The sequence below is a fragment of the Heliophilum fasciatum genome (genome assembly GCF_004341395.1).
Classification (GTDB): Bacteria; Bacillota; Desulfitobacteriia; order Heliobacteriales; family Heliobacteriaceae; genus Heliophilum; species Heliophilum fasciatum.
In genome coordinates this window covers 1-24,371 of record NZ_SLXT01000001.1, presented here as the reverse complement: position 1 = coordinate 24,371, position 24,371 = coordinate 1, and the positions used below count along the sequence as shown (strand labels likewise).

The 24,371-nt window shown below is 53.8% G+C and carries 18 protein-coding genes, 1 rRNA gene, 1 pseudogene and 1 other annotated feature; of the genes and pseudogenes, 16 read left to right on the top strand and 4 right to left on the bottom strand.

The window, feature by feature from the left end; translation table 11 throughout:
• Positions 1-237 precede the first annotated feature (237 nt).
• From infC to EDD73_RS00050, 11 genes and pseudogenes are all read left to right on the top strand, one after another.
• A pseudogene (infC, locus tag EDD73_RS00100) lies at positions 238-738 on the top strand (translation initiation factor IF-3); the annotation flags it as partial.
• A gap of 200 nt (positions 739-938) precedes the next feature.
• Positions 939-1,136, top strand: coding sequence for a 50S ribosomal protein L35 (gene rpmI / locus EDD73_RS00095; protein WP_131917586.1), 198 nt, complete (start codon positions 939-941; stop codon positions 1,134-1,136).
• A gap of 52 nt (positions 1,137-1,188) precedes the next feature.
• On the top strand, positions 1,189-1,545 hold the full coding sequence (gene rplT / locus EDD73_RS00090; protein WP_131917584.1) for a 50S ribosomal protein L20: 357 nt from the start codon (positions 1,189-1,191) through the stop codon (positions 1,543-1,545).
• A 62-nt stretch (positions 1,546-1,607) separates the two neighbouring features.
• Positions 1,608-2,447, top strand: a complete 840-nt coding sequence (locus EDD73_RS00085; RefSeq protein WP_165876219.1) for a TrmH family RNA methyltransferase — start codon at positions 1,608-1,610, stop codon at positions 2,445-2,447.
• A gap of 83 nt (positions 2,448-2,530) precedes the next feature.
• A complete protein-coding gene (locus EDD73_RS15555) occupies positions 2,531-2,620 on the top strand; it encodes a YqzL family protein (RefSeq protein WP_131917581.1) in 90 nt (29 codons plus the stop codon).
• 11 nt (positions 2,621-2,631) lie between these two features.
• Positions 2,632-2,880, top strand: a binding site (T-box leader).
• Positions 2,881-2,940: 60 nt separating this feature from the next.
• Positions 2,941-3,963, top strand: coding sequence for a phenylalanine--tRNA ligase subunit alpha (gene pheS, locus EDD73_RS00075; RefSeq protein ID WP_131917579.1), 1,023 nt, complete (start codon positions 2,941-2,943; stop codon positions 3,961-3,963).
• Positions 3,964-3,997: 34 nt separating this feature from the next.
• On the top strand, positions 3,998-6,499 hold the full coding sequence (pheT, locus tag EDD73_RS00070) for a phenylalanine--tRNA ligase subunit beta (RefSeq protein ID WP_131917577.1): 2,502 nt from the start codon (positions 3,998-4,000) through the stop codon (positions 6,497-6,499).
• A 156-nt stretch (positions 6,500-6,655) separates the two neighbouring features.
• Complete coding sequence (locus EDD73_RS00065; protein ID WP_243116730.1) at positions 6,656-6,922, top strand: cell division protein ZapA; 267 nt, start codon at positions 6,656-6,658, stop codon at positions 6,920-6,922.
• 86 nt (positions 6,923-7,008) lie between these two features.
• The gene (polX, locus tag EDD73_RS00060; protein WP_131917575.1) at positions 7,009-8,697 is read left to right on the top strand and encodes a DNA polymerase/3'-5' exonuclease PolX; all 1,689 of its coding nucleotides are present in this window, start codon (positions 7,009-7,011) and stop codon (positions 8,695-8,697) included.
• A gap of 68 nt (positions 8,698-8,765) precedes the next feature.
• The gene (locus EDD73_RS00055) at positions 8,766-9,722 is read left to right on the top strand and encodes a Nif3-like dinuclear metal center hexameric protein (protein ID WP_131917573.1); all 957 of its coding nucleotides are present in this window, start codon (positions 8,766-8,768) and stop codon (positions 9,720-9,722) included.
• A 93-nt stretch (positions 9,723-9,815) separates the two neighbouring features.
• Positions 9,816-10,592, top strand: coding sequence for a copper amine oxidase N-terminal domain-containing protein (locus EDD73_RS00050; RefSeq protein ID WP_131917571.1), 777 nt, complete (start codon positions 9,816-9,818; stop codon positions 10,590-10,592).
• 60 nt (positions 10,593-10,652) lie between these two features.
• Here EDD73_RS00050 and cydB read toward each other — a convergent pair whose 3' ends face one another.
• Positions 10,653-11,675, bottom strand: coding sequence for a cytochrome d ubiquinol oxidase subunit II (cydB, locus tag EDD73_RS00045; protein ID WP_243116729.1), 1,023 nt, complete (start codon positions 11,673-11,675; stop codon positions 10,653-10,655).
• Positions 11,672-13,054 carry a cytochrome ubiquinol oxidase subunit I gene (locus EDD73_RS00040; RefSeq protein ID WP_131917569.1) on the bottom strand — a complete coding sequence of 461 codons (1,383 nt, stop codon included), beginning with the start codon at positions 13,052-13,054 and terminating at the stop codon, positions 11,672-11,674. The genes cydB and EDD73_RS00040 overlap by 4 nt, the downstream gene beginning before the upstream one ends.
• A gap of 321 nt (positions 13,055-13,375) precedes the next feature.
• On the opposite strand from EDD73_RS00040, the gene EDD73_RS00035 reads away from it, so the two are divergent.
• Complete coding sequence (locus EDD73_RS00035; protein WP_131917567.1) at positions 13,376-16,012, top strand: U32 family peptidase; 2,637 nt, start codon at positions 13,376-13,378, stop codon at positions 16,010-16,012.
• A gap of 12 nt (positions 16,013-16,024) precedes the next feature.
• Positions 16,025-18,385, top strand: a complete 2,361-nt coding sequence (locus tag EDD73_RS00030; RefSeq protein ID WP_131917565.1) for an endonuclease MutS2 — start codon at positions 16,025-16,027, stop codon at positions 18,383-18,385.
• 32 nt (positions 18,386-18,417) lie between these two features.
• Here the strand turns inward: EDD73_RS00030 and EDD73_RS00025 are convergent, their stop codons facing one another.
• Positions 18,418-20,877, bottom strand: a complete 2,460-nt coding sequence (locus EDD73_RS00025) for a PBP1A family penicillin-binding protein (protein WP_165876218.1) — start codon at positions 20,875-20,877, stop codon at positions 18,418-18,420.
• A gap of 310 nt (positions 20,878-21,187) precedes the next feature.
• On the opposite strand from EDD73_RS00025, the gene tyrS reads away from it, so the two are divergent.
• The gene (gene tyrS, locus EDD73_RS00020; protein ID WP_131917561.1) at positions 21,188-22,450 is read left to right on the top strand and encodes a tyrosine--tRNA ligase; all 1,263 of its coding nucleotides are present in this window, start codon (positions 21,188-21,190) and stop codon (positions 22,448-22,450) included.
• 38 nt (positions 22,451-22,488) lie between these two features.
• On the opposite strand, the gene EDD73_RS00015 is transcribed toward tyrS, so the two are convergent.
• Positions 22,489-22,929 (bottom strand): MgtC/SapB family protein, encoded by a 441-nt coding sequence (locus EDD73_RS00015; protein ID WP_131917559.1) that lies wholly within the window; start codon positions 22,927-22,929, stop codon positions 22,489-22,491.
• Between the two features lie 63 nt (positions 22,930-22,992).
• On the opposite strand from EDD73_RS00015, the gene yunB reads away from it, so the two are divergent.
• Together yunB and EDD73_RS00005 are read left to right on the top strand one after the other, a co-directional pair.
• Positions 22,993-23,694 carry a sporulation protein YunB gene (gene yunB, locus EDD73_RS00010; RefSeq protein WP_131917557.1) on the top strand — a complete coding sequence of 234 codons (702 nt, stop codon included), beginning with the start codon at positions 22,993-22,995 and terminating at the stop codon, positions 23,692-23,694.
• Between the two features lie 237 nt (positions 23,695-23,931).
• Positions 23,932-24,371 (top strand): 16S ribosomal RNA (locus tag EDD73_RS00005); the annotation flags it as partial.

The window sequence follows — 24,371 nt, the reverse complement described above, 5'->3', positions numbered from 1 at the left end:
GGCTTGACAGGCAAGGTGGTTTATGCTACAGTATCCAAGTGATGACAAACAAGCAGAAGCCATCCGCTTCTCACCCAGCAGCATACAGTTCGTTGGGTTAATCCGTTAAAGCCGCTTTTGTTCGCTTGCTCTGACCTGGTCATAGCCGGCAGGGCAATGCTGTGGTTTTGTGTGGAGCGCGGGTGGAAACACCCGCTTTTTTGTTTGTCTCGGTAAGAATTCAGGGGGTGAGCATTTATCAGCAAGGATCTGCGCATTAATGAGGAGATCCGCGTCCGTGAAGTACGGTTGGTGGGTCCCGAGGGTGATCAGCTAGGTATCCAGAACATTCGGGAAGCCTTGCGTATTGCCCAAGAAAAAAACCTTGATCTGGTCGAGGTCGCGCCAACAGCCAAACCGCCCGTTTGTCGGATCATGGATTACGGCAAATTCAAGTTTGAGCAAAGTAAGCGTGAGCGGGAAGCGCGTAAAAAGCAAAAAATTGTCTCGATTAAAGAAGTCAAACTGCGTCCCAACATTGAGGACCATGACTTTGAGACCAAAGCGCGCAATGCGATTCGCTTTTTGGAAGACGGGGACAAAGTCAAGGTAACGATTATGTTCCGGGGACGGGAAATTACCCATCCCGAATTGGGTCGACAACTTTGTGTACGCTTAGCTGAAGTATGTAAACCACTGGCTAATGTTGAGCGAGACGCCAAAGTCGAAGGCCGCAACATGATCATGATTTTGACACCGAAATCCGAGTCGGCTCGTGAGGCCAAGCCCGAAAAGCCGCGGGAGGCCAAAGCAACCCCTGCCAAGGCCGATCAGGAGGCAGTCGCTCCAACCGCGACTCCGAGCGCACCTGCTGCCGGTGCTCAGCCGATCGAAGCGTTACAGAACGACGCCAAGTAAGGCTTTTCGATCGATAACTCAACGATGAGGAGAGAGACAATATGCCCAAGATGAAGACCCACCGCGGAGCCGCGAAACGCTTCAAGAAGACGGCAACCGGCAAGTTCAAAGGCAAAAACGGCTATGCCCGTCACATCCTGGAGAAAAAATCGGCAAAGCGGAAACGCCAACTCCGTGGCACATGCGTTATCGATAAGGCCGATACGCCGAAACTCAATCTGCTGCTGCCTTATCTCTAGAATTCAGTTTCCCATTGATTATTGCGCATGATGCGTTACAGGAGGTCTTCGTATGGCACGTGTAAAAACGGGCGTCATGTCCCGTAAACGGCATAAGAAAATTCTGAAACTGGCTCGCGGTTACCGCAACGCCCGCTCCAAACTGTTCCGTTCAGCAAACCAAACGGTGATGAAAGCGCTGACCTATGCCTATGCTCACCGTAAAAAGCGCAAAGGCGATTTCCGTCGTCTTTGGATCACTCGGATCAACGCTGCAGCTCGGATGAGCGGCATTTCTTACAGCTGCTTGATCAACGGCCTGAAACAAGCGGGCATCGTGGTCAACCGTAAGATGCTGGCTGACCTGGCGGTCAATGACCTGCCGGCATTCAACCGCCTCGTAGAAGCGGCAAAAGCGAAAAATTCCTAAGTACATCAGGCATGACCCGGCAGAAGCGGTGTCATGCCTTTTTTCTATTGAGGAGGTTACTTATGCCTACCTATCGAGAGGAACCGGCCACGGTGATCACGTCGGTACAAAACATTCGCGTCCAGCGCGCCAAGGATCTGAACCGCAAAAAAGGACGTGTCTTGGCGGGACAGTTTTTGTTGGAAGGTGTACGCCTGGTGGAAGAAGCCCTTGCTTCGGGAATCCCCTTGCATGAAGGCTTTTACAGCGAACGCTTGCTGAACAGCGAACGGGGACAACAGCTCTACCGGCAGCTCCGCACCGGCGGTGTGGACATGGTACTGGTGACGGACCGGGTTCTGCAGGCGATCAGTGAAACGGAACAGTGTCAAGGGATTGTAATGATCGCCGATTTGCCCCGCTATCAATGGCAAGAGGTTTGTCAAAAAGCCGGAGAAAAAGCGGCAGCACTGCTGCTGATCATCGACGGCGTACAAGATCCCGGCAACTTGGGCACGATGCTGCGCACGGCCGAAGCAGCCGGTGTACAGGCAGTACTGTTGACGGCCGGTACGGTTGATCCCTTTAATCCGAAAGTGATCCGGGCGGCCATGGGCTCGGTGTTTCGCTTACCCCTGGCCAGCGCACCGTCATCGGATGAGTTGCGCCAGGTGCTTGCTGATCAAGGCATGGCGGTCTTTGTCGCGGACGCTCACGGCGAGCGGCGTTATGACCAGGCGGACTGGACGGTGCCGAAAATGGCTCTTGTCGTCGGCAGTGAAGCGCGGGGACCGGAACCACTCTGGCTGGAAGGCGCCAGCGAGATCGTGCGGATTCCCCTCTGCGCACCAGTAGAGTCCTTGAATGCGGCCATTGCTTCGGCCTTGTTGCTTTTTGAAGCGGCCAAACAACGCCGTACCTAATCATTGCCTCGGTTGCTTACCCTGACAGGGTGTGCTATAATTTGCCCATTAGGTCTTGGAACGCAGGAAGGTAGTGATGCTGGATGTTTTCGGCGGACTTATTCTGGCGTATCTTTGAGACAACAGGCTCCATTACTGCTTATCTCTTGTATCGTAAGTTGATCATGCAGTAAGGCCGAGATGGACAAATGTGATGAACGGGAAAAGTACCTTGAGCCTGGCGGTCAGGGAGATGAGGCCGTAGACTGGAAGCCTCGTTGCGACAAGTCAAGGGAAGTTCACCCGGGAGCAGTATGCTGAAGCCGCAGGTGGCGGTGTGTAAGCAAAGACGGATTCCCACCGTTAGCGGGGAGCGACGTTCGTCGACCGAGAGGACTGACTTTGCTGGCAGTCTAACGGGGTGGTACCGCGGAAAGAACCTTCCGTCCCCTTCAGGGATGGAGGGTTTTTTTGTATGAGTACAAGGATGCAAGATAAAAGTGAGGGGCACAGAATGCGCGAACAACTGGAAGCGATCCGGCAACAAGCCGCCGGAGAATTGCAAGGCCTGGACAACCTGGAGCAAGTACAAGAATGGCGCGTCCGTTATTTAGGTAAAAAAGGAGAGCTGACTGCGGTTTTACGCGGTATGGGTGGTTTGTCGGCAGCGGAACGTCCGATCATCGGCGCTATCGCCAATGAAGTGCGGGCCAACTTGGAGGAACTGTTAGAAGCGAAAACGCAAGGGATCAAGCAGCGGGAAAAAGAACGACGGCTGCAATCGGAATCGATCGATGTCACCTTACCCGGTGCGGTGACCATGCTGGGCAGCAAGCATCCCCTTACCCAAGTGATCGACGAGATCAAAGCGATCTTCCTCGGTATGGGTTATCAAATCGCAGAAGGTCCTGAGATCGAATCGGATTACTATAACTTTGAAGCGCTCAATTTGCCGAAAGATCATCCGGCCCGGGATATGCAAGATTCCTTCTATATCACACCGGAAATCTTGCTGCGCACCCATACGTCGCCAGTGCAGATTCGGACGATGGAGCGTCTGAAGCCGACGCTGCCGGTCAAGATCATTTGCCCCGGACGAGTGTTCCGTCGTGATGACGATGCGACCCATTCGCCCATGTTTCATCAGGTTGAAGGGCTCGTCGTCGATAAAGGCATTACCTTCGGCGATCTGCGCGGCACTTTGCTGGCGTTTGTCCAGCAGATGTTTGGCGCTGATCGTGAAATTCGCCTGCGTCCTTCCTTTTTCCCCTTTACGGAACCAAGCGCCGAAGTGGATATTTCCTGCGTGATCTGCAGCGGCAGCGGATGCCGTGTGTGCAAAGGTTCGGGCTGGTTGGAGATCCTCGGATCGGGGATGGTTCACCCCCGCGTGCTGGAATATGGCGGCTATGATTCCCGTGAGTTGACGGGCTTTGCCTTTGGCATGGGTGTCGAACGGATCGCCATGCTCAAATACGGCATCGATGACATGCGGCTTCTCTACGATAATGACATGCGCTTTTTAGCACAGTTCTAATCAAGAACGGAATCCAACAGAAGGGTGAAAAAGAATGCGGATATCAATGGACTGGCTGGGAGAATACGTTGCCCATGAGATGACGGCAACCGATCTGGCGGAAAAACTGACTCGTTCGGGCATCGCTGTGGAGAATGTGATCTGCCGGGATCGGGGACTCGATCATGTGGTCGTCGGTCTGGTACAACGAATCGAAAAGCATCCCGCTGCCGATAAACTTTGGGTTTGTCAAATTGAAACAGGTAATGGGGAAACGACCATCGTCACCGGCGCCCAGAATGTGCGGCAAGGCCATAAAGTACCGGTGGCCCTGCCCGGTGCTTGTCTGCCGAACGGGTTGACGATTACGCCTGTCGATTTTCGGGGCATTCCTTCGGCCGGCATGCTTTGCTCGGCCCAGGAACTGGGCCTCGATGAAAAAACGATCGCACCGGCCGACCGCGATGGGATTTTGATTCTCAGTGATGCAGCGGTGATCGGTAAGCCCGTAGCGGCGGCCTTAGGCTTAGATGTTCCTGTGCTGGAACTGGAGTTAACGCCGAACCGTTCCGATTGCCTGGCCGTGCTCAATGTGGCCCGTGAAGTGGCGGCGATCACTGAAGCCCCCTTGCAATTGCCCAAACAATATGCCGGTGCCGACGATCAATGCTGCAACGGCGGCGATGGCTGCACTGGGAACAAGGATGATCTCTGCTGCACGCAGGATCGGGTGCGCATCACCATCAACGATGGAGACCTCTGCGGACGCTATGCGGCGCGGCTCTTTACCAACTTGCGTTTGGGACCGTCACCGGTCTGGATGCAGCAGCGACTGCAAAGCGCCGGTATGCGGCCGATCAACAATATGGTGGACATCACCAACTATGTGATGCTCGAACTGGGTCATCCCTTGCATGCTTTCGATTATCATACCATTGCCCAAGGCGAGATCATCGTTCGCCGTGCTCAGGACGGGGAAGTGTTGACCACCCTCGATGGGCAAGAACGGACGTTGAATGCTGGCAACCTGGTGATCGCTGATCCGGAAAAAGCGATTGCCCTGGCCGGCGTCATGGGCGGTCTGGCTACGGAAGTGACCGATAACACCAAAGTGGTATTGCTGGAAGCGGCCCATTTCAACCCGGCCAGCATTCGCCGTACGGCCCGCCAGGTGGGCCTGCGCTCGGAAGCGTCGCAACGATTTGAAAAAGGTGTCAATGTCGATACCATCCTTTTTGCCCTGGACCGCACGGCACAACTCGTTGAGGAACTGGGTGTAGCCGACGTGGTTCCCGGCTATGTCGATGTCTATGAGCGTCCGAGCAAAGCGGCTTCAGTTGCTTTTTCTGTCGAGCGCATCAATGGCCTTTTAGGAACGAACGTAGACGGTGCGACGATGGCCCACTACTGGCAACGTCTGGGCATGACTGTTACCTGGTCGGATCCAGAAGGGAATGCCCAAGGCGTAGTCGAAGTGCCGACCTATCGCCCCGATATTACCGGCGAGCACGATCTGGCGGAAGAAGTGGCCCGCCTCTATGGCTATGACAATATTCCCACCACCTTACCGCAAGGGGCCACCACGGTCGGCCAACGCACGTGGCCGCAACTTGTGCAAGAGCGCCTGGGCGAAGTCATGGTCGCTTCGGGCCTGCGCGAAGTGATTACCTTTTCGTTTATCAACCCGCGTCATCTGGACCGGCTTGGGTTACCGGAAAATCACCGGCTCCGCCAAGTTGTTGCCGTAACGAACCCCCTCAGTGAAGAGCAGGGCATTATGCGCAGCATCATCTTGCCGAACCTGCTCGAAGTAGCCGCTCGTAACAGCAGTCGCCGCACGACCGATATCGGCATTTTTGAACTGGGCAGCGTTTTTGCTCATCCCGCCTCGCCGGAACCGCTGAAAGAATTGCCGGAAGAGCGCAAAAAGCTGGCCGCCCTGCTGATGGGTCAACCTGCTGCCGGGTGGCGTCAAAAGCCCGGTCCTTATGATTTTTATGATCTCAAAGCTGTCATCGAGAAGTTACTGGCCTGCTTGAAGATCAACGGCGTTACTTGGCAAGCCACCGGTGCGTTGCCCTATCTCCATCCGGGACGGGCGGCGCTGCTGACGGTTGAACAGGACGGAGCAACGATGGAATTGGGCTGGATCGGTGAGGTTCATCCGGATGTGACGGAAGCCTATGATTTGCCGGGACGACCGGTGGCGATGGAGTTGGATGTACAACTGCTCACCATGCTGGCGCGTGCTTTTGGCGAGTACAAGGCACTGCCGCGTTTTCCGTCGACGGACCGCGATATGGCCATGCTGTTGCCTGAAACGGTGCCGGCGAGCCAGGTGGAAGCCGTGATCGCCGCTACCGGCGGTACTCTCGTCGATCGCTGGCGCTTATTTGACCTTTATCAAGGCGCACAAATTCCTGCCGGCTATCGGTCCTTGGCCTACACGCTGCGTTATCAGGCAAGTGATCGAACTTTAACGGATGACGAAGTCAACCAAGCCCATGAAGCGATCAAAGCCGCTTTAACGGCCCAAGTGGGTGCCCGCTTCCGCTAAGGGTTTCCGTGCCCCTTGACCACAAAAATCGCGATCGCCATGTTGACGATCGCGATTTTTATTGGAAAGCTCGATTTTTGTCGAGAAGAAGGTTTTTGTAACGAATGTAGCGAAAAGAAAAAGTATATTATATCCTTTTTTGAGGGGGCACGTCCCGTGGCTGAACCAGAAATCTTCAAAGCGACTGTTCAGATCTTTGGAGATACATACAAATTACGGGGACCAGCTAGCCCGGAACATATGGAACGGCTGGCCGCGATCGTCGATCAGCGGATGCAGGAGATTGGCCAAAAATCGAAAAATGTATCCGTCGCGAAGATCGCCGTCATGGCCGCCTTTCATCTTGCCGATGATCTGCTGAAGCTACAGGAGGACTATGATGACCTCGTGAAGCTGCTTGATGATACCAGTGGGGCCAAGTAAAAAGGTAAGTCAAAAAAGCGCCAGGCGCTGCAGGTATTTTTTCCGTGCGGCTTTGGGGAAACCTATCCGTACAGAGGAGTGGTACAATGCATAACCAGGAAATTGCCTGGGCACTGAGTGAGATTGCTGATCTCCTGGAGATTCAGGGAGAAAAGCCTTGGTCATGGCGCAAAGCGGCCCGCGTCGTTGAAGGGCTGGAAAGCCCGGCAACCTTGTTACAAGCACGGGGCCAACTCGAAAAAATTCCCGGCATCGGGCCGGCTGTAGCTCAAGAAATTGATCAAATCGTTCATGACGGTGTTAGCCGGCGGCAACGCAAACTGCGCCAGCAAGTACCACCGGGCCTCATGGAAGTGGGAAAACTGCCCGGTATCGGTGTGGCTACGGTACAGCTTTTTTTTCGCCACGGTTTTACGACGTTGGAAGAATTGGAAGAAGCGGCGCGAGCCCGTAAATTACGCCGCTTGCCCGGGATGGGGCCGAAAACCGAAGCAGCGGTGTTGCGCGGGATTGAATTTTTACGCCGCCATCATGATAAATATGGGATTGGGATTGTCAAACCAATCGCTGAAGATATGTGCCGTTTTTTGCGCCAACTTGCCGAAGTACAACGCGCTGAAATCACAGGACCTCTTCGTCGCGGTCAGGAACTGCTTACGGACGTACAGATTCTCATCGTGGCCAATCCGGTCAGCGCTGTGCTGCAATTGCTGCGCCGCCATCCTTCGGTGGAAAAGGTACTCGCCGAAGGTCCCCAAAGCATTTGCGTGGCCAACGTCTTTGGTTTGCCTTTATGGATCGAAGCGGTGGATGAAGCTGATTTTGCGCGCCGCTGGGTAGAAACGACGGGACCGGCCGCTCACTGGCAGCAGTTGCAAAGCCGGAAGAGCGTGACTCCCGCTAATTCTTGGTCCCACTATCTGAGCGCCCAGGAAAACGAAGAAGCCTTCTATCAATCGCTGGGTCTACCGTGGATTCCGCCGGAACTGCGCGCCAACGGCCAGGAAGTGGCGCAAGCCCTCGCCGGACAACTGCCTGCCCTGATCGAAGCCGGTGATTTACGGGGCGACCTGCACATGCATACGGGGTGGAGTGACGGCGTATCTACGCTGGAAGAAATGATTCAAGCCGGCCGGGAGCAAGGCTATGAGTACATGGCCATCACCGACCATTCGCGGGCCTTATCGGTAGCCCGGGGTCTTTCGGAAGCGAAACTGCAAGAGCAGCGGCGACTGATCCGCCAGTACAGCGGGCGCGATAAAACGATGACCGTGCTGGCTGGCATCGAAATGGATATCTTGCCGGATGCCCGGCTTGATTATCCCGATGAACTGTTGGAAGGGATGGATCTAGTCATTGCGTCGGTCCATACCCATTTACGGCAAGAGCGCAGCAAGATTCACCAGCGGATCGAAACGGCCTTAAAAAATCCCCATGTCGATATTCTCGCCCACCCAACGGGACGATTGATCGGTCATCGTGAGCCCTTTGATGTCGATGTGGAATGGATGCTGGAACTGGCCGCCAAGACCGGCACGGCGCTGGAGATCAACTCCACACCGGATCGGCTCGATCTGGCACCGGCTCATGCGCGGATGGCCCGCGAATTAGGCATTCCGATCGTGATCAATACCGATGCCCATGACCGCTCCCGCCTGGGCGATATTCGCTATGGTGTTACGCAGGCCCGTCGCGCAGGGCTTGAGGCGGAGGACGTATTAAACACCCGGCCATTGAAAGAGCTGCAAGCCTTTCTTGACCGGTCCAAAGGGTAATCACCCAGACCTTAGAGAGTGTTAGAGAGCGTAATAGAGTGTTAAAGACAGAAGAGGAGCGAACTGCCATGAATATGCAAGAACTTTTTGATCTGATGATCAATCAGGGGATCGACGCTGATCCTCGGGGCCGTGCCGAAGTCGAAGCCTATCTGGCCAAACGCCGTCAGCAGCAAGAGCAACTGACGGAAGAAGAAAAAAAAGAACTTGATCCGGAGATGCTGACCAACCCCTATGCCGATTCGCGCATCCTCTGCGGTGATCCGGCCAAGGAAATCAAACGGGTGCTCGTCGGTGTGGATATTGAAGTGGGCGAAGTGCTTTTAGCCGATCGTCTCTGTGAAAAAGGCACATCTATCGATCTGATCATTGCTCACCATCCCGAAGGTAAATCGCTGGCCGCTCTCCATGACGTCATGCATTTGCAAGAAGATATGTTAGCGAAGCTTGGTGTGCCGATCAACGTCGCCGAAGGGCTCTTGGCCTCACGGATCAGTGAAGTCAAACGGGGCTTAGCGCCGCTCAATCACAACCGGGCCGTGGATGCGGCCAAACTGTTGGGCTTCGCCATGATGTGTGTACACACACCGGCCGACAATCAAGTCCAGAACTTCCTGGAAAACCGCATTGCCGAAAGCCGCCCGGAAACAGCCGGTGATATTCTTAAGCTCTTAAAAACGATTCCTGAGTATCAAGAGGCCGCTAAAAACGACGCCGGCCCCACCTTGTTTGTCGGGCGCAAAGAAGCGCGCTGCGGTAAAGTGATGGTCGATATGACCGGCGGTACATCCGGTTCGGAAGATGCCTACGCCAAGCTGGCGCAAGCGGGAATTGGCACGATTATCGGTATGCATATGAACGAAAAGCATCGTAAGGAAGCAGAAAAACACTTTATCAATGTTGTGATTGCCGGCCATATGGCCAGTGATTCACTGGGCATCAATTTGCTCCTGGATTCCCTGGAAGAGCGCGGTATCGACGTTGTGCCTTGTGCCGGTTTGATCCGCGTGCGCCGCAACGGCTAGGCGGCCCAATCAGCAAGCTAGCCCTCATAATCAACCGTCCTGGCGCATAGTCCTTATACGAGACGTAAATGTCGTGTGGGGGGGCGCAGGGGAGTGAAAAAGCACATCGTGCTGGCGCTGCTGGTGATCATGATGCCGTGGGGACTGGAACGGTCCGAAGCCGTTGATGCGGCAACACCGGCCCCGCTTGTTCGAGTGATCGCCGGCGGCGGCGAGGGATACGGCCAGTATATCCATACAAGTGGCCCTATCTACGTAACGAATCAGCGCTTGCTCATACCGTTAGCTGATTTGAGCGAACGGTTTCAGTATCATGTCACCTGGGATCAAGAACATGGACAAATGCAAATTCAGCAGGGACGGCAAGTCATCCAGATCCAGATCGGTGCAGCGGAAGCCAAACATAATGGTAACCCGGTAGCCGTTGAAGCGCCGGCAAGAACCATTGAGGGTGTAACCTACGTACCGTTGCGGCTGATTCATGAGTCCTTAGGCAAATATGTGTACTATTTGCCGGAATTCAACGGCGAACCAACGGTGTGGATCACTGATCGGCCGCTTTTGCAGGAAAAAGATGTACTTTCGCTTGATGACGATCCGAACTTTGAGCGACTGCCCGATGATCCGACAGAATGTCAGCGTCGATTGCTGCCGCAAGGAAAAACTCCCCGGCAAATCCAGCTGGGCGCGACGATGGCTGATGTTCGCCAAGCTTACGGTACCCCCTACAAGATGGAAACCGCTGAAAACGAGCAGACGCGCTGGGAATATCATTCTTTTTTCTTGCCGCACTCCGGTTATGCTTGGGTCTATGAGTTTACCTTTACCCAAGACCAACTCACGCAATTGTGCGTATCGTTGCCACATTAGCCAAAAAGCCTGCCTTCAAAATGAAGGCAGGCTTTTATGATCCGGTGATCGATGATCCGGTTAGCTATGATGTTGATACTTGGGCGCTTTGGCGAAGGCGCGATAGATATAGAAAGTGTAGGCGAGAACGATCGGCAAGCCAATCAACGCCAGCAAGGACATCACCGTCAACGTTCGCTCCGAAGAGGAGGCGTTAAAGGCGGTTAAACTGTAACTCAAGTCCAGTGAAGAAGGAACCAGGTAGGGAAAAAGTCCGGCAGCCACGATGCCTAACAAGCCAACAATCGTGATGCCCGATGTCATCAAAGGTGTCAAGCGCGATGAGCCACGGAGGGTCACCGGGAAATAAGCCAAACCGGCGATCGCCGCAACCGGGAACAGGTACAGCACGGGCATCTGTTGGAAGTTGGCAAAGAGTCGTGGCGTGGCCAGAAAAGACCAGACGGTGGCCACGACGAAGGCGATGGCCAGATTCAACCATGCTGAACGAGCCCAGAGTCGCGCTTTTTTGACTAATTCTCCGTCGGTCTGAGCGATCAAAAAAGCGGCGCCATGCATGGAAAACATGGCTAAACTGAGGAGACCCATCACCAGCGAATAGGGGTTGAGCAAGCCGAGAAAGTCGCCGGCATAGTTGCCGGCAGCATCAACGGGGACACCGCGAAGGATGTTACCCATGGCCACACCAAAGAGAAAGGACGGCAAAATGCTGCCGAAACTGAAGCCCAGATCCCAAGCATGGCGCCAGCGTGGGCTATCGACTTGGTGCTGAAACTCGATGGAAACAGCCCGGAAAATCAAACCTAGGAGTAAGAGGATCAAAGCCAAGTAAAATCCGCTGAACACGGTGGCATAGACCATCGGAAAAGCAGCAAAAATCGCACCGCCGCCGGTCAGTAACCAAACTTGGTTGCTGTCCCAGTAGGGACCGATGGAGGCGATCATCGTTTCCCGTTCCTGATCATCGTTGGTAAAAAGGTGCCAGCAGCCAACGCCTAAGTCAAAGCCATCCAACAGCGCATACCCGACGATCAACACAGCAACAAGCAAAAACCAGGTAATTTGTAATATTTCCATTGTCATTGTGCCACCCCCTTGGGATTCGTCTTGGCAGGACCGTTCCCGATCAGACTTGTCTTCACGGTCAGCGGCGTGACCATGTCAATACCGGCATTGATTTTGCGGTTGACGAGGTAAAACCAGACCGCAAAAAGGAAGAGATAAACAACGACAAAGAGAATGATCGAAGCCAGAATCTGCCAGGGCGGAACGGTAAAGGAAGCACCGTGAATCGTCAGCAACTGGCGATAGACGATCCAGGGTTGGCGGCCGATTTCCGCAGCCATCCAGCCAAGCTCGTTAGCGACAAAAGGCAAAGGAATGGTCAGGGTTAATAATTTTAGGAACCAGGTGCTATGCATCAACCGTTTGCGTTGCAGCAACCAAAGGCCGAGCGCCGGCAAGATGATAAACAAAGTGCCCAAGGCGACCATGATGTGAAAGGAGAAAAAGGTAGGCAGGACCGGCGGCCATTCTTCCCGGGGAAAATCATTAAGTCCTTGAACGACCGTATCGGTACGGTTGCCGACAAGAATACTGAGACCGCCCGGTATGGCAATCTCATTGTTGACGGTTCCCGTTTCTGGATCAGGAATACCGAAGAGCAAAAGCGGAGCATGGCTTTGCGTTTCAAATAAGCCTTCGAAAGCAGCCAATTTTTCCGGTTGGGTCTCCGCGACTTGGACGGCATGGGAGTGGCCAATCGCTAATTGGGCCAGGGAAGCACAAAAGGCGACGGTGAGAGCGATGCGCATCGATTTTTGAAAAAGTTCCACATGGCGCCGGCGGATCAAAAACAGGGCACTGATACCGGCGACAAAGAAGGCACCGGTGACCAAGGCACCGTCGATGGCGTGCAAATAGCGAGGGATCGTCGACGGGTTAAAGACGGCGGCCATAAAATCAGTTAACTCAGCGCGACCGTTGATGATTTCGAAGCCTGCCGGTGTTTGCTGCCAAGAGTTGGCCACGATGATCCAAAAGGCCGATAAGGTAGCACCAACAGCAACCAGCAACGTGGAGGCCCAGTACAAACGGGGTGAAACGCGGCCTTCTCCCCAGATCAACACGCCGACAAAGGCAGACTCCAGGAAAAACGCTAAAATGCCTTCGGCAGCCAGCGGTGCGCCAAAGATATCACCGACATAACGGGAGTATTCGGACCAGTTGGTACCGAACTGAAACTCCATGACGATCCCCGTAGCGACACCCACTGCAAAGGAAAGCGAAAAAATTTTAATCCAGAAGCGGGCCAAGTACCCGTCTTTCGCTTGGCCGGTGCGCATGTAGTTCGTTTGCATGATGAAAATCAGCCAGGCCAGACCAATGGTCAATGGGGGAAAGATGTAGTGAAATCCGGCTGTGACCGCGAATTGGATACGTGACAGTAAAACAGCATCCATTGGGGAACCTCCTTCACTGTAAAGTTGAATCACATAAAAATTTATAATAAAAGGTCAAACCTGCTAAAGGCTAAACCTTTGCAAGGCAGGCCTTCATCTGGTGAAGAATACAAAGTAATAACTGTTTACGTTCCATTGCACGATTGTTATCATAGCACAAGTATTATTTTTATGGTGTAAACAAATTGTAGCAAAAACCCAACCGTTTTGGTACCTGGCAGGGGTATTGCGCAAAGCTTTTTATCCCCAAAGCTTGTTTGGCGTGGGGTCAGGCCTTTGCTATAATGAAGAAAAACGGCGAATTTGAGGCGACAGAAGCAGATGAATGAAAAGAAAAAAAGAGCCAATTTTGATGTGGAACTATTAGCACCGGTTGGTTCGCCGGTGGCCTTGCGGGCGGCGGTGGAAAACGGTGCTGATGCCGTGTACTTGAGCGGCAAGCAATTTGGTGCACGGCAATATGCCGCGAATTTTGATCTTGATGAATTAGCGCAGGCTGTGGAGTATGCCCATGGACGAGATGTAGCCGTCTATGTGACGGTTAATACCTTGCTGACGGATGAAGAAATCAGCGCGCTGCCGGCCTATGGCCGTGATTTGGCCCGCATTGGCGTTGATGCAGTGATCGTGCAAGATATAGGCGTGCTGCGCGTTCTGCGTCAAGTGCTGCCTGAAATGGTAATCCACGCCAGTACACAAATGACCGTTAGTAACGTGGAAGGTGCCCGCAGACTGGCCCAGGAAGGTGTGCAGCGGGTGGTCTTGGCGCGGGAATTATCGCTGGAGGCGATGGAGCAGATTGCCCGCTTGCCCGGTGTAGAAATCGAGGTTTTTGTGCATGGGGCCTTGTGCATCTGTTATTCCGGCCAATGCCTCATGTCCAGTTTGATTGGCGGACGCAGCGGCAATCGCGGTCGTTGCGCCCAGCCGTGCCGCTTGAATTACAGCCTTGTCGATGCCGCAGGGCATGAATATCTGGACGCCCGCCAGACCGGAGCCTATCTATTAAGTCCTCGCGATATTAAAATGATTGAATCGCTGCCGGAACTCCTGCGGGCCGGTGTAAAGTCGCTCAAAATTGAGGGGCGCATGAAGCGGCCTGAATATGTAGCTACCGCCGTGCGGCAATACCGGCAAGCTCTCGATCGGGCGCTGCAGACAGTCCGGGGCGAGCAAGAAGCGCCTTTTGCGCCGACGGTTGACGAAGAACGAGCCTTACGACAGATTTTTAATCGCGATTTCTCGTCGGGGTACCTTTATGGGCCGCCGGGTAAGGAATTGATGAGCCTCAAGCGCCCGAATCACCGGGGGCTTTTTTTGGGGCGCATCCGGCGCTATGATGCCGGTCGTCGTCAAGCGCTGCTTTTGTTGGAAGAACCGTTGCATACCGGCGATGAACTGGAAGCGTGGGTGACCCGCGGCGGCCGCACAGTGACCACGGTAGAAACGATGACCGTTCAAGGCAAAACCGTACCATCGGCCCAAGCCGGGCAAGAAGTGCTGATTCCCTGGGCAGCAACGCTCCATCCGGGCGATCGCATTTTTAAAACCCAAGATCACTTGTTGGTGGCGGAGGCGCAGGCATCCTATCTTCGTCCGTCCGAGGCGCCGCGGCGCACCGCCCTAAGGGCCACCGTGCGAGCTTTTGTCGGTCAACCGGTGGAAGTTACCTTTTGGGATGAAGCCGGCCATCAGGGCACGGCGTTGACGACCGAACCGGCCCAAGTGGCGCAGCGCCATCCCTTGACCGAAGCGACGCTAAAAGAGCAACTGGGGCGGCTCGGTAATACGCCTTTTGTCTTAGCAAGTCTTAGCTTACAAAGCGATGGCAAAGCCATGGTACCGGTACGCTTGCTCAATGAAGCGCGTCGTGAAGCGATCCAAGCGCTCAGCCAGGAGCGACAACAGCGCTTTCAGCGCATTGAAGTCGACGAAGCCACGTGGCAGCAACGGTTGGAGCAACTGCAATGGCGCGACTATCGCCGCGCTTGTCAAGGGGCGCCACAAGGGCGCAAGGAGATGGCGCCCAAAAAATCGGCTCCCCAACTGCCGCTGCTCACGGTCGCTGTCGAAGGACTCGAAGCGGTGCGTGCTGCCACCCGGGCCGGAGCCGATGAAATTTATATCGGCACCGATGGCTTTCGCCATCTTCCCGTCGATGACTGCTCGGAGATCGTTGCCCTGTGTCACCGGCAACAGGTGCAACCGGTGGTGGCCTTACCGCGGCTTTATCGGCCGGAACAAAAGGAGTCGGTTACTCAACTGATTGAACGTTGGGTCCATGCCGGTGCGAGCGATTTTGTCGTGCCGAATCTTGGCTATCTGGAATTGCTCCAACAACATCCGGTGAAGTGGCGCGCCGACTATCCTCTATGGAGCTTTAATGCGCAAGCAGTTCACTACTGGCTGGAGCGGGGAGCTCAAGCCTACACGGTGAGCCCGGAATTGACCTTAAGCCAATTGACGGTGATGGGGCGCTGCTTGTCGCAGCACGATAATCGCGCCATCGAGGCCGCCGAATTGATCGTTCATGGAGCCATGCCGATGATGGTTACCGAGTATTGTCTGCCTGGTGCCTTGCTCGGCCAGCGAGGAGAAAAGCCTTGCGCTGCACCGTGTAAACAATTGCCGCCCTTGTTTTTGCGCGATCGCATGAATTTTCTTTTTCCGTTGCACATGGATGGTTTTTGCCGGATGCATATCTTTAACCCCAAGACCTTGGCGTTGTTGGAATCTTGGGCCGATCTTCTACCGCTGGCCATTGGTCGCTGGCGTATGGAGATGCGTACGGAACCGCCGGCGAAGGTGCAGACGATCGTGCAACTCTACCGACAAATCATCGATCAGGCACACCAACCGGGCAACGTGGCCGAACGAACATCGACGGCGTTGGCGCAACTGCAACAGCTTTATCCTGCCGGTACGACCAAAGGCCACCTGTACCGGGGCGTAGAATAAGGAGAGAAACGCTTGAACGAACGAACCTTGGCGAAGCTTGAATTTGATAAAATCCTGGGACAACTTGCCGATCGTTGTGTATCGGCGATGGGCCGAGAACGGGCAGAACAATTGCGCCCGTCGACACGATTATGGCAAGTCCAGGAAGGCCTGGCCGAAACGACGGAAGCCAAAGAAATCCTGCGTCTCCAACCCAATGTGCCCTTAAGCGGCATTTTTGACATTCGGTCATCAGTCCGGCAAGCGGCGATCGGCGGTATCGTGGAACCGACGGCGTTGCTGCAAATCGCGTCCACATTGCGTACATCGCGCCAACTGCGTACTTTTTTGCTTGGTGACGGTGAGAAAGAAGGACTGCTGGCGGCGCTGGCCGAGAGTTTAGGTGTGTATCGGGAGATTGAGAAAGCGGTGGAGCAATGCATCGGCCCCGATGGTGAAGTGCTTGACGATGCGTCGCCGGAACTCTATCGCCTGCGTCGTTTGATGCGCACGATTCAAAGCCGCGTTCGTGAAAAACTGGATGCCATCGTGCGCAACAGCGACACGCAAAAGTACTTGCAAGATGCCCTGGTCACGCAGCGTGGTGATCGGTACGTGGTGCCGGTGCGCTCCGAGTACCGCCAGCACATTCCCGGCATCATTCATGATCAATCGGCCTCCGGTGCGACCGTTTTTATTGAGCCTATGGCCGTCGTCGAGCTGAACAACGAATGGAAGCGCCATGAAGCGGCGGAGCGCACCGAAGTGATGCGGATCTTACAACAATTATCGGCGCAAGTGGCCCAACAGGGCGATGACATTCTGGTCTCGCTCGATGTGCTGAGCCGCCTTGACTTTATCTTTGCGAAAGGCAAATTGTCGGCAGCGTACGACGGCGGCGAACCGGCCATTAACCGTCAGGGGCGCATGTATATTCGCTTAGGACGCCACCCGTTGATCAAAGGTAAAGTCGTGCCGATCACGGTGGAACTGGGCGGCGATTTTGACACCATGGTGATCACCGGTCCCAACACCGGCGGCAAAACGGTGACCTTAAAAACGGTCGGCCTTTTAACCCTGATGGCGCAGGCCGGTTTGCATGTGCCGGCGGAGCATGGCACGGAGATGGCCATCTTTGAGCGTGTCTTTGTCGATATCGGTGATGAACAATCGATCGAACAATCGTTAAGTACCTTCTCTTCCCATATGACGAATATCGTAACGATATTACAGGAAGTTGCGCCGTCGAGCCTGGTCTTGCTTGATGAACTGGGAGCCGGCACCGATCCGGTGGAAGGCGCAGGGCTGGCTCAAGCGATCATGGAGTATTTGCAGCAACGTGGTGCTAAGACGATCGCCACAACCCACTACAGCGAATTAAAAGCCTTTGCCTATGCCCATGAGCGCGTGGAAAATGCTAGCGTCGAGTTCGATGTGGAAACGTTATCGCCCACGTACCGCTTGCTGATCGGCCGCCCCGGGCGATCGAATGCCTTTGAAATTGCTCAACGGCTTGGTCTGGGGCGCCCGATCATTGAACGGGCCCGTGCGCTCCAAAGTCAGGAAGATCGCGATATTGCGACGATGATCGAACAACTCGACACCACCCAAGCGCAAGCCGAGCAAGAACGGGAAAGTGCCGAGCGGCTCCATGAAGAAGCCGAGCAGCTCCGGAGGACCTTGGAAGCCCGGGAAAAAGCGTTGCGCGAAAAAGAAAGCGCCTTACTGGCGAAGGCGCGGGAAGAAGCCTATTCGCTGGTGCGGGCGGCGAAAGAAGAAGCCGAAACGATTGTCCGCTCCCTCAAAGAAGCCTTGGCCCAAGCGCCTTCCCGTGATGTGCTGGCCAAAGCGGAAAACGAGCGCAACCGCTTGCGCCGGCGTCAAAGTGAAATTGGCGGTGAACGACTGCAAAGCACCGTGCCGGAAGCAGGATTATCCAGTGTGCGCATCGGGCAAACGGTCTTTGTGCCGCGCCTCAACCAAAAAGGTACGGTGCAAACGCTGCCCAATGCTCAGGGCGAACTGCAGATTCAAGCCGGTATTCTCAAATTGACCGTTCGCTTACAAGAGCTTCAGGCGGCCAAAGAAGATAAAAAACGAACGGGCCAGACGGAATATGCAGCGATGGCCAGCAATAAAGCTCGCGATATGTCGCGAGAGCTTGATTTTCGCGGCACCACCGTGGATGAAGGGTTGGAACTGGTGGCCAAGTATTTGGACGATGCCTACCTGGCGGGCATTTCTCCGGTCTACTTAATTCATGGGAAAGGAACCGGGGTGCTGCGCACCGCCATCCGTAACTACCTGCAAAAGCATGCCTATGTCAAACATTTTCGCAATGGCGATGCCAGCGAAGGGGGACTGGGTGTGACGGTCGTGGAGATAAAAAATTAGCCCGGCAGTAAATCTGCCGGGCAATCGTTAGATTATCGGTTCACTGTTGGTGACGGTGTAGTCGCTGTTGGTGATGTAGGCGTAACGGAAGGCGTTTTAGGAACCGAAGGTGTACTTGGGGCTTTACCGGCAGCTGGGGCGGGCGCTTGAGGCGTCGTCTTGCTGTCGGTATTTTTCTGCCCACTTTCCTGAGATCCTGGCAGGAACGTTGGTGCTGACGGGGTGGCTGGCAATGTCGGCGCTGTTGGTGTTGCCGGATTGGTCGTGCCCGTGACTTCTTCCGGCGGCGGTGCTGCTTCGGCAGCCGTCTTAGGAATCGGTGTTTCCAATTCGGCATCGAGCGGCACTTGGGTTCCTGTGTAGGGCGTAGGACGACTCAAGAAAACGCCGCTGACCACTTGGGAGCACCCGTCGCCCGGTGTATGCGGTTGTTTCGTGTCGGCACAAAGATCGGCAGCCACCCAAACATTGCTCGTTTCTTGCGGTACTGTGTTTTCTGCCATTAGTTCGGTCCGGATGAACTGCGGTGGCGTCAGTGCGCTGGGCAGCAATCCCGACTTGATATCGACAGCTACTTCGGTGATGCCACCAGGGCGAGCAAACGGTTTGATTGGTACGCCTTGCAGCGCTTTACTCATCACTGAGCGCCAGATCTGCGCGGGATAAGAACCACCATAGGTTTTATAGAGGTAATGATTACGATCGGTGTCATCGTAGCCCATCCAGACGACGCCGGTTAACTCTGGTGTATAGCCGGCAAACCAAGCATCTTTGTTGCCGGTGACCCCTTTAAATTGCGGAATATCCTGAGATAGCTCGGTTGTTCCGGTTTTACCGGCGACCGGTCGATCCAGTTGTGCCTTGGTCCCCGTACCGGCCTTCACGACTGTTTCCAACATATTGGTCATCAGATAGGCTGTGGTTTCCTTCATGACCTTTTTCTGATTCGGCTTGGCATCGACGACAGGCGTATTCTTACTGTCAACAATTTTGGTCACCAGGTGGGGGCGGTTCCAGACGCCTTGATTGGCAAAAGCGCTATAGGCGCCGGCCATATCGAGGGGGTTCGTGCCTTGCGACATGCCGCCCAGTGCTAAGCCGAGGACCATATCGTTTTTCTCATCAAGGTGATTGATCCCCAGATCTTTGGCGAAATTAAAACCTTTTTGCACACCGATTTCATTGAGCATTTTGACGGCATAGACGTTTACGGAAAACTGCGTCGCTTCACGCATGGTGATCAGGCCGCGATAGGAGCCGTCATAGTTGCCGGGCTCGTAACTGCCGTACTTGACCGGCACATCATCCAAGACGGTAGCCGGCGTTTTGCCCATTTCCAGCGCCGGGCCGTAGACGGCAATTGGTTTAAAGACAGATCCGGGCTGACGTTTTAAGGCGGTGGCGCGGTTAAAACCACGACGGGCATAATATTCACGGCCGCCCACAATCGCACGGGCTTCGCCGGTGTTGTTATCGATAACAGCGATGGCCGCTTGCACAGGTACATTATCCTTCGCAGGAGGATAGTTGGCCTTATCGGCTAAAGCTGCCTCGGCCGCTTTTTGCGCTCGGGGATCGACGGTGGTGTAGATTTTCAGGCCACCCTTGTAAAGCAGATCCTCGCTGATACCGTATTTATCGATGCACTCTTCAATCACCGCATCGACAAAGTAGGGGTATCTGAGATCGTTGCCGGCAACGGTCCGTTTCGGACGATCGAGCAAGCGGGGCGGTGCTTTTTTCGCAGCCTCACCTTCGGCCGGTGTGATATAACCACGCTGCACCATCCGGGAAAGGACCAACTGACGGCGCTGTTCCGCCAGATCGGGATTACGGTAGGGCGACCAGCGCGAAGGTGCATTGGGCAAGCCGGCGAGCAGCGCTGCTTCGCTTAAGGTGAGATCGCCGACATTTTTGCCGAAAAAGGTTTGGGAGGCCGCTTGTGCACCGTAAGCACCTTCACCAAAGAAGATTCGGTTCAGATACATTTGAAAGATTTCATCTTTGGAGAATTTCCGCTCCAATTGAAAAGATAAAACCATCTCTTGTACTTTTCGCTTGAGGGTTTTTTCCGGTGTGAGATAAGCATTTTTCACCAGTTGTTGGGTGATCGTGGAAGCACCTTGGGCACCGAATCCGCCGGTGACATTGGCCACCGCAGCCCGGGCCAGCGCAATAAAATCAACACCATGATGTTCGTAGAAATTGCTGTCTTCCGTGGCCAAGAAGGCTTGACGCAAGACCAGGGGAATATCCTTTAATTGAACTAATGTGCGATTCTCACCGGCGTGAAGACGAGCAAACTCTTCTTGATTCATGTCATAAAGAACACTGGTAGTTTGCACGTCCAGTTCATTGGGGTCAAAAGACGGTGCTTCCGTAGCCCAGGCAAAGACCAGGCCGGAACCGACTCCCAGCGTAATCACCAGGGTGATGGTGATCAACAGCATGGATAGGCGCTTATAGTTCAATCGTCGACGAGGTGGTCCCAAATCATTCATCCTCCTATATGTATAAGAATCGGCATATCCCCAGGTAATATAGGCGCATCATCCGTAATTGGTGATGCGAAAACAAACTTAATTATAACATATTGTTTTCCGCTGGGGGAGAAAGGGAATCGCCTTCCCCGGTTTTGTTGAAAGCAGGGAAGAAGCGTGATAGAATATCTTGGCATAATAGCCAGACCCCTGTAACAGTTTTTCCAACAGGAACAAAAATAAAGCAGCGGTAGGCGCTGACCATTCAAGATCGAAGCAAGATGATGGAATGATGATGGAATCAGGAAGGGGAACAACCGTGATGGCAGATCAGCAAGTACCGGCAGAAATCCAAGCGGAAGTAGCGCGCCAGATCGCCCAACTTCGCCGTGGCGTGGCGGAGATTGTACCGGAAGCAGAACTCACACAAAAAATTGAGAAAGCATTGTTGCAGAAGCGACCATTGCGGATAAAGTTAGGCCTCGATCCCACGGCCCCGGATATTCACCTTGGTCACACCGTAGTATTGCATAAAATGCGTCAGTTCCAAGACCTGGGACATCAAGTGGTCTTACTGATTGGTGATTTTACCGGGCGGATCGGCGATCCTACCGGGAAATCAGAAACGCGCAAACAACTGACCGAAGAAGAAGTGCTGCGCAATGCCGAAACCTATAAAGAGCAGATCTTTAAAATCCTTGACCCGACAAAAACGGAAGTGGTCTTTAACTCTACTTGGCTGCAACCGCTCAACTTTGCCGATATTTTGCAGCTTGCCGGTAAATATACGGTAGCGCGCATGCTGGAGCGGGAAGACTTTTCCAAACGTCTTCGCGAAAACCTGCCGATTGGTATTCATGAACTTTTTTATCCTTTAATGCAAGGTTACGACTCGGTGGCCCTTCGTGCCGATGTGGAACTGGGTGGTACCGACCAAAAGTTCAACCTGCTTGTAGGACGGGTGTTGCAAAAAGAGTATGGCCAAGAACCGCAAGTGGCCTTAATGATGCCGATTTTGGAAGGGCTCGACGGTGTGCAAAAAATGAGCAAGAGCCTGGGGAATTACATCGGTATCAGTGAGAGCCCACGGGAGATGTTCGGAAAAACGATGTCGATCAGCGATGCGTTGATGACCCGTTACTTTGAACTGGTCACAGCGGTACCGACCGAAGAGATTCAAGCGATTGAAGCGGGACTGGCCAGCGGGCAATTGCATCCACGGGATGTGAAAATGCGTCTGGGCCGAGAAATTGTCGCCTATTATCATGGCGCAGAAGCGGCTGAACAAGCACAAGCTGAATTTATTAACATCTTTCAGAAGAAAGACCTTCCTGATGATATCCCTGAATATCATGTTCCGGCAGAGCTGGCGCAGGTCGGATCGGCTTGGATCATCAAGATCATGGTCGAAGGCGGCATGGTTGCTTCCAACGGGGAAGGACGCCGCATGATTACCCAAGGCGCTGTAAAGGTCAATCAGGAAACCGTCCGAGAAGTGGAAGCGGAAATCCCTTTGACCGATGGCACGATTATCAAAGTGGGCAAACGTAAGTTCTTGCGGATCATCAATCCCCAGCAGCAGTAACTCTGATACCCCAAGGGGTAACCCTAGTAACGGCACATCTATTGCTCGTCATGATCGATTTGATTCTTTGGCTGGCGATTGATGTGCCGTGCGATTTTATATAAGAAAACGTTAGAACCGACAATGGTCATTGTGGCGATAAAAGCTTCACCGAGTAAGCCGGTTCCGGCGAGGCAACCAACCGCTGAAGAACACCAAAGTGTGGCTGCTGTGTTTAAGCCGCGTACGTTCATCCCCTCGCGCATGATCACACCGGCGCCGATAAAGCCAATCCCCGAGACAACCTGGGCGGCCATGCGCAAGGGGCTTTCATCTTGTATGGTCATGAGGCCAAGTAAAACAAATAAGGCAGAACCTACAGCCACAAGGGCATTGGTCTGAAGTCCGGCCAAACGATGGTGCCATTGGCGTTCAATACCGATAATGGCGCCCAAGAGTAAGGCCAAAAACGTTCGTACGGCAAAATCTTGAAGTTCCATCAAGCAGTGAGCACCTCCTTATCCATGTTCGCATAAGATGGCGAAGCAGGGGGGTGGCCAGAATTGTCAATACGCTATCGCGGAATGCCTGGCTCATCACAATTTTTCCGCAAACCTACCGGTTGTTTGATTATAGCACTGGTTGGCCTAATGATTATCGTTGGGGCGCTATTTTTAGCGGAAAAAAGTTTAAAAGCCACAGTACTCGTTCTGGCCGAAGATAAAGTACAAAGCATGGCGACAGAAGCGATTCATGAAGCGATTCGCCGTCACATTGGCGCTGCTGGCGGCAGCAAAGAGCTTGTTTTTTATAAAACCGATCAGGAAGGACGCATCGTACTTGTACAACCGGATACGTTGCGCATCCAACAGATGGCCGCCGAGACAACACTGGAAATTCAGAAAACATTGAACCAATTGCCGTTGACGGAATTGACGATTCCCTTAGGGCATGTAACCGGAACGCGCCTTTTGGCGCACAGTGGCCCGGCCATTCCCGTTACGATGCTGCCGATTGGTTATGTAAAAGTGAGTGCTCGTGAGACCTTTGAGGATGCCGGTATCAATCAAACTAAGTATGTTGTTAACTTGGATATCGAAGCTCGTATGCGCGTAGCCTTGCCATTGGTCTCTTCCGAACTGCCGGTGATTACGCAAGTGCCAGTCGCAACAACCATCATTAACGGTGATGTTCCCAATGTCTATCTGCAGGGTGCAGTGACAATTCCGCCGGGCGGGATTGTTCAGCAACCAGGGTCGCAGTGAGGGAAAAAGAAATCTTAAATTGTTGAAAAAAGGGGTTGACGAATAAGAAGCCGTTGTGCTATCATACTCCTTGCCGATGCGAGATGGTTAAATAAATTTTAACAATGGTTAGATGAATTTTAACAAGCATCGACAAGCTTGGTCCTTGAAAATCAAACAGTTGGAAAAAGCGTGATAACCTTTTAATTTATGAATTCCAGTTAGTAAGTAAACGAGCTTGACTCGAACACTTCATATTTTATGGAGAGTTTGATCCTGGCTCAGGACGAACGCTGGCGGCATGCCTAACACATGCAAGTCGAACGGAGCACGGAAGTTTCGATGGAAGTGCTTAGTGGCGGACGGGTGAGTAACGCGTGGATCATCTACCTCGGTGTGGGGAATAACAGCCCGAAAGGGCTGCTAATACCGCATAACATCCTTACGGATCAAAGGCTTTGAGCCGCATCGAGATGAGTCTGCGTCCGATTAGCTCGTTGGTGGGGTAAGAGCCTACCAAGGCGACGATCGGTAGCCGGCCTGAGAGGGCGAACGGCCACACTGGGACTGAGACACGGCCCAGACTCCTACGGGAGGCAGCAGTGGGGAATCTTCCGCAATGGGCGAAAGCCTGACGGAGCAATGCCGCGTGGGGGAAGAAGGTCTTCGGATTGTAAACCCTTGTCTCCAGGGAAGAA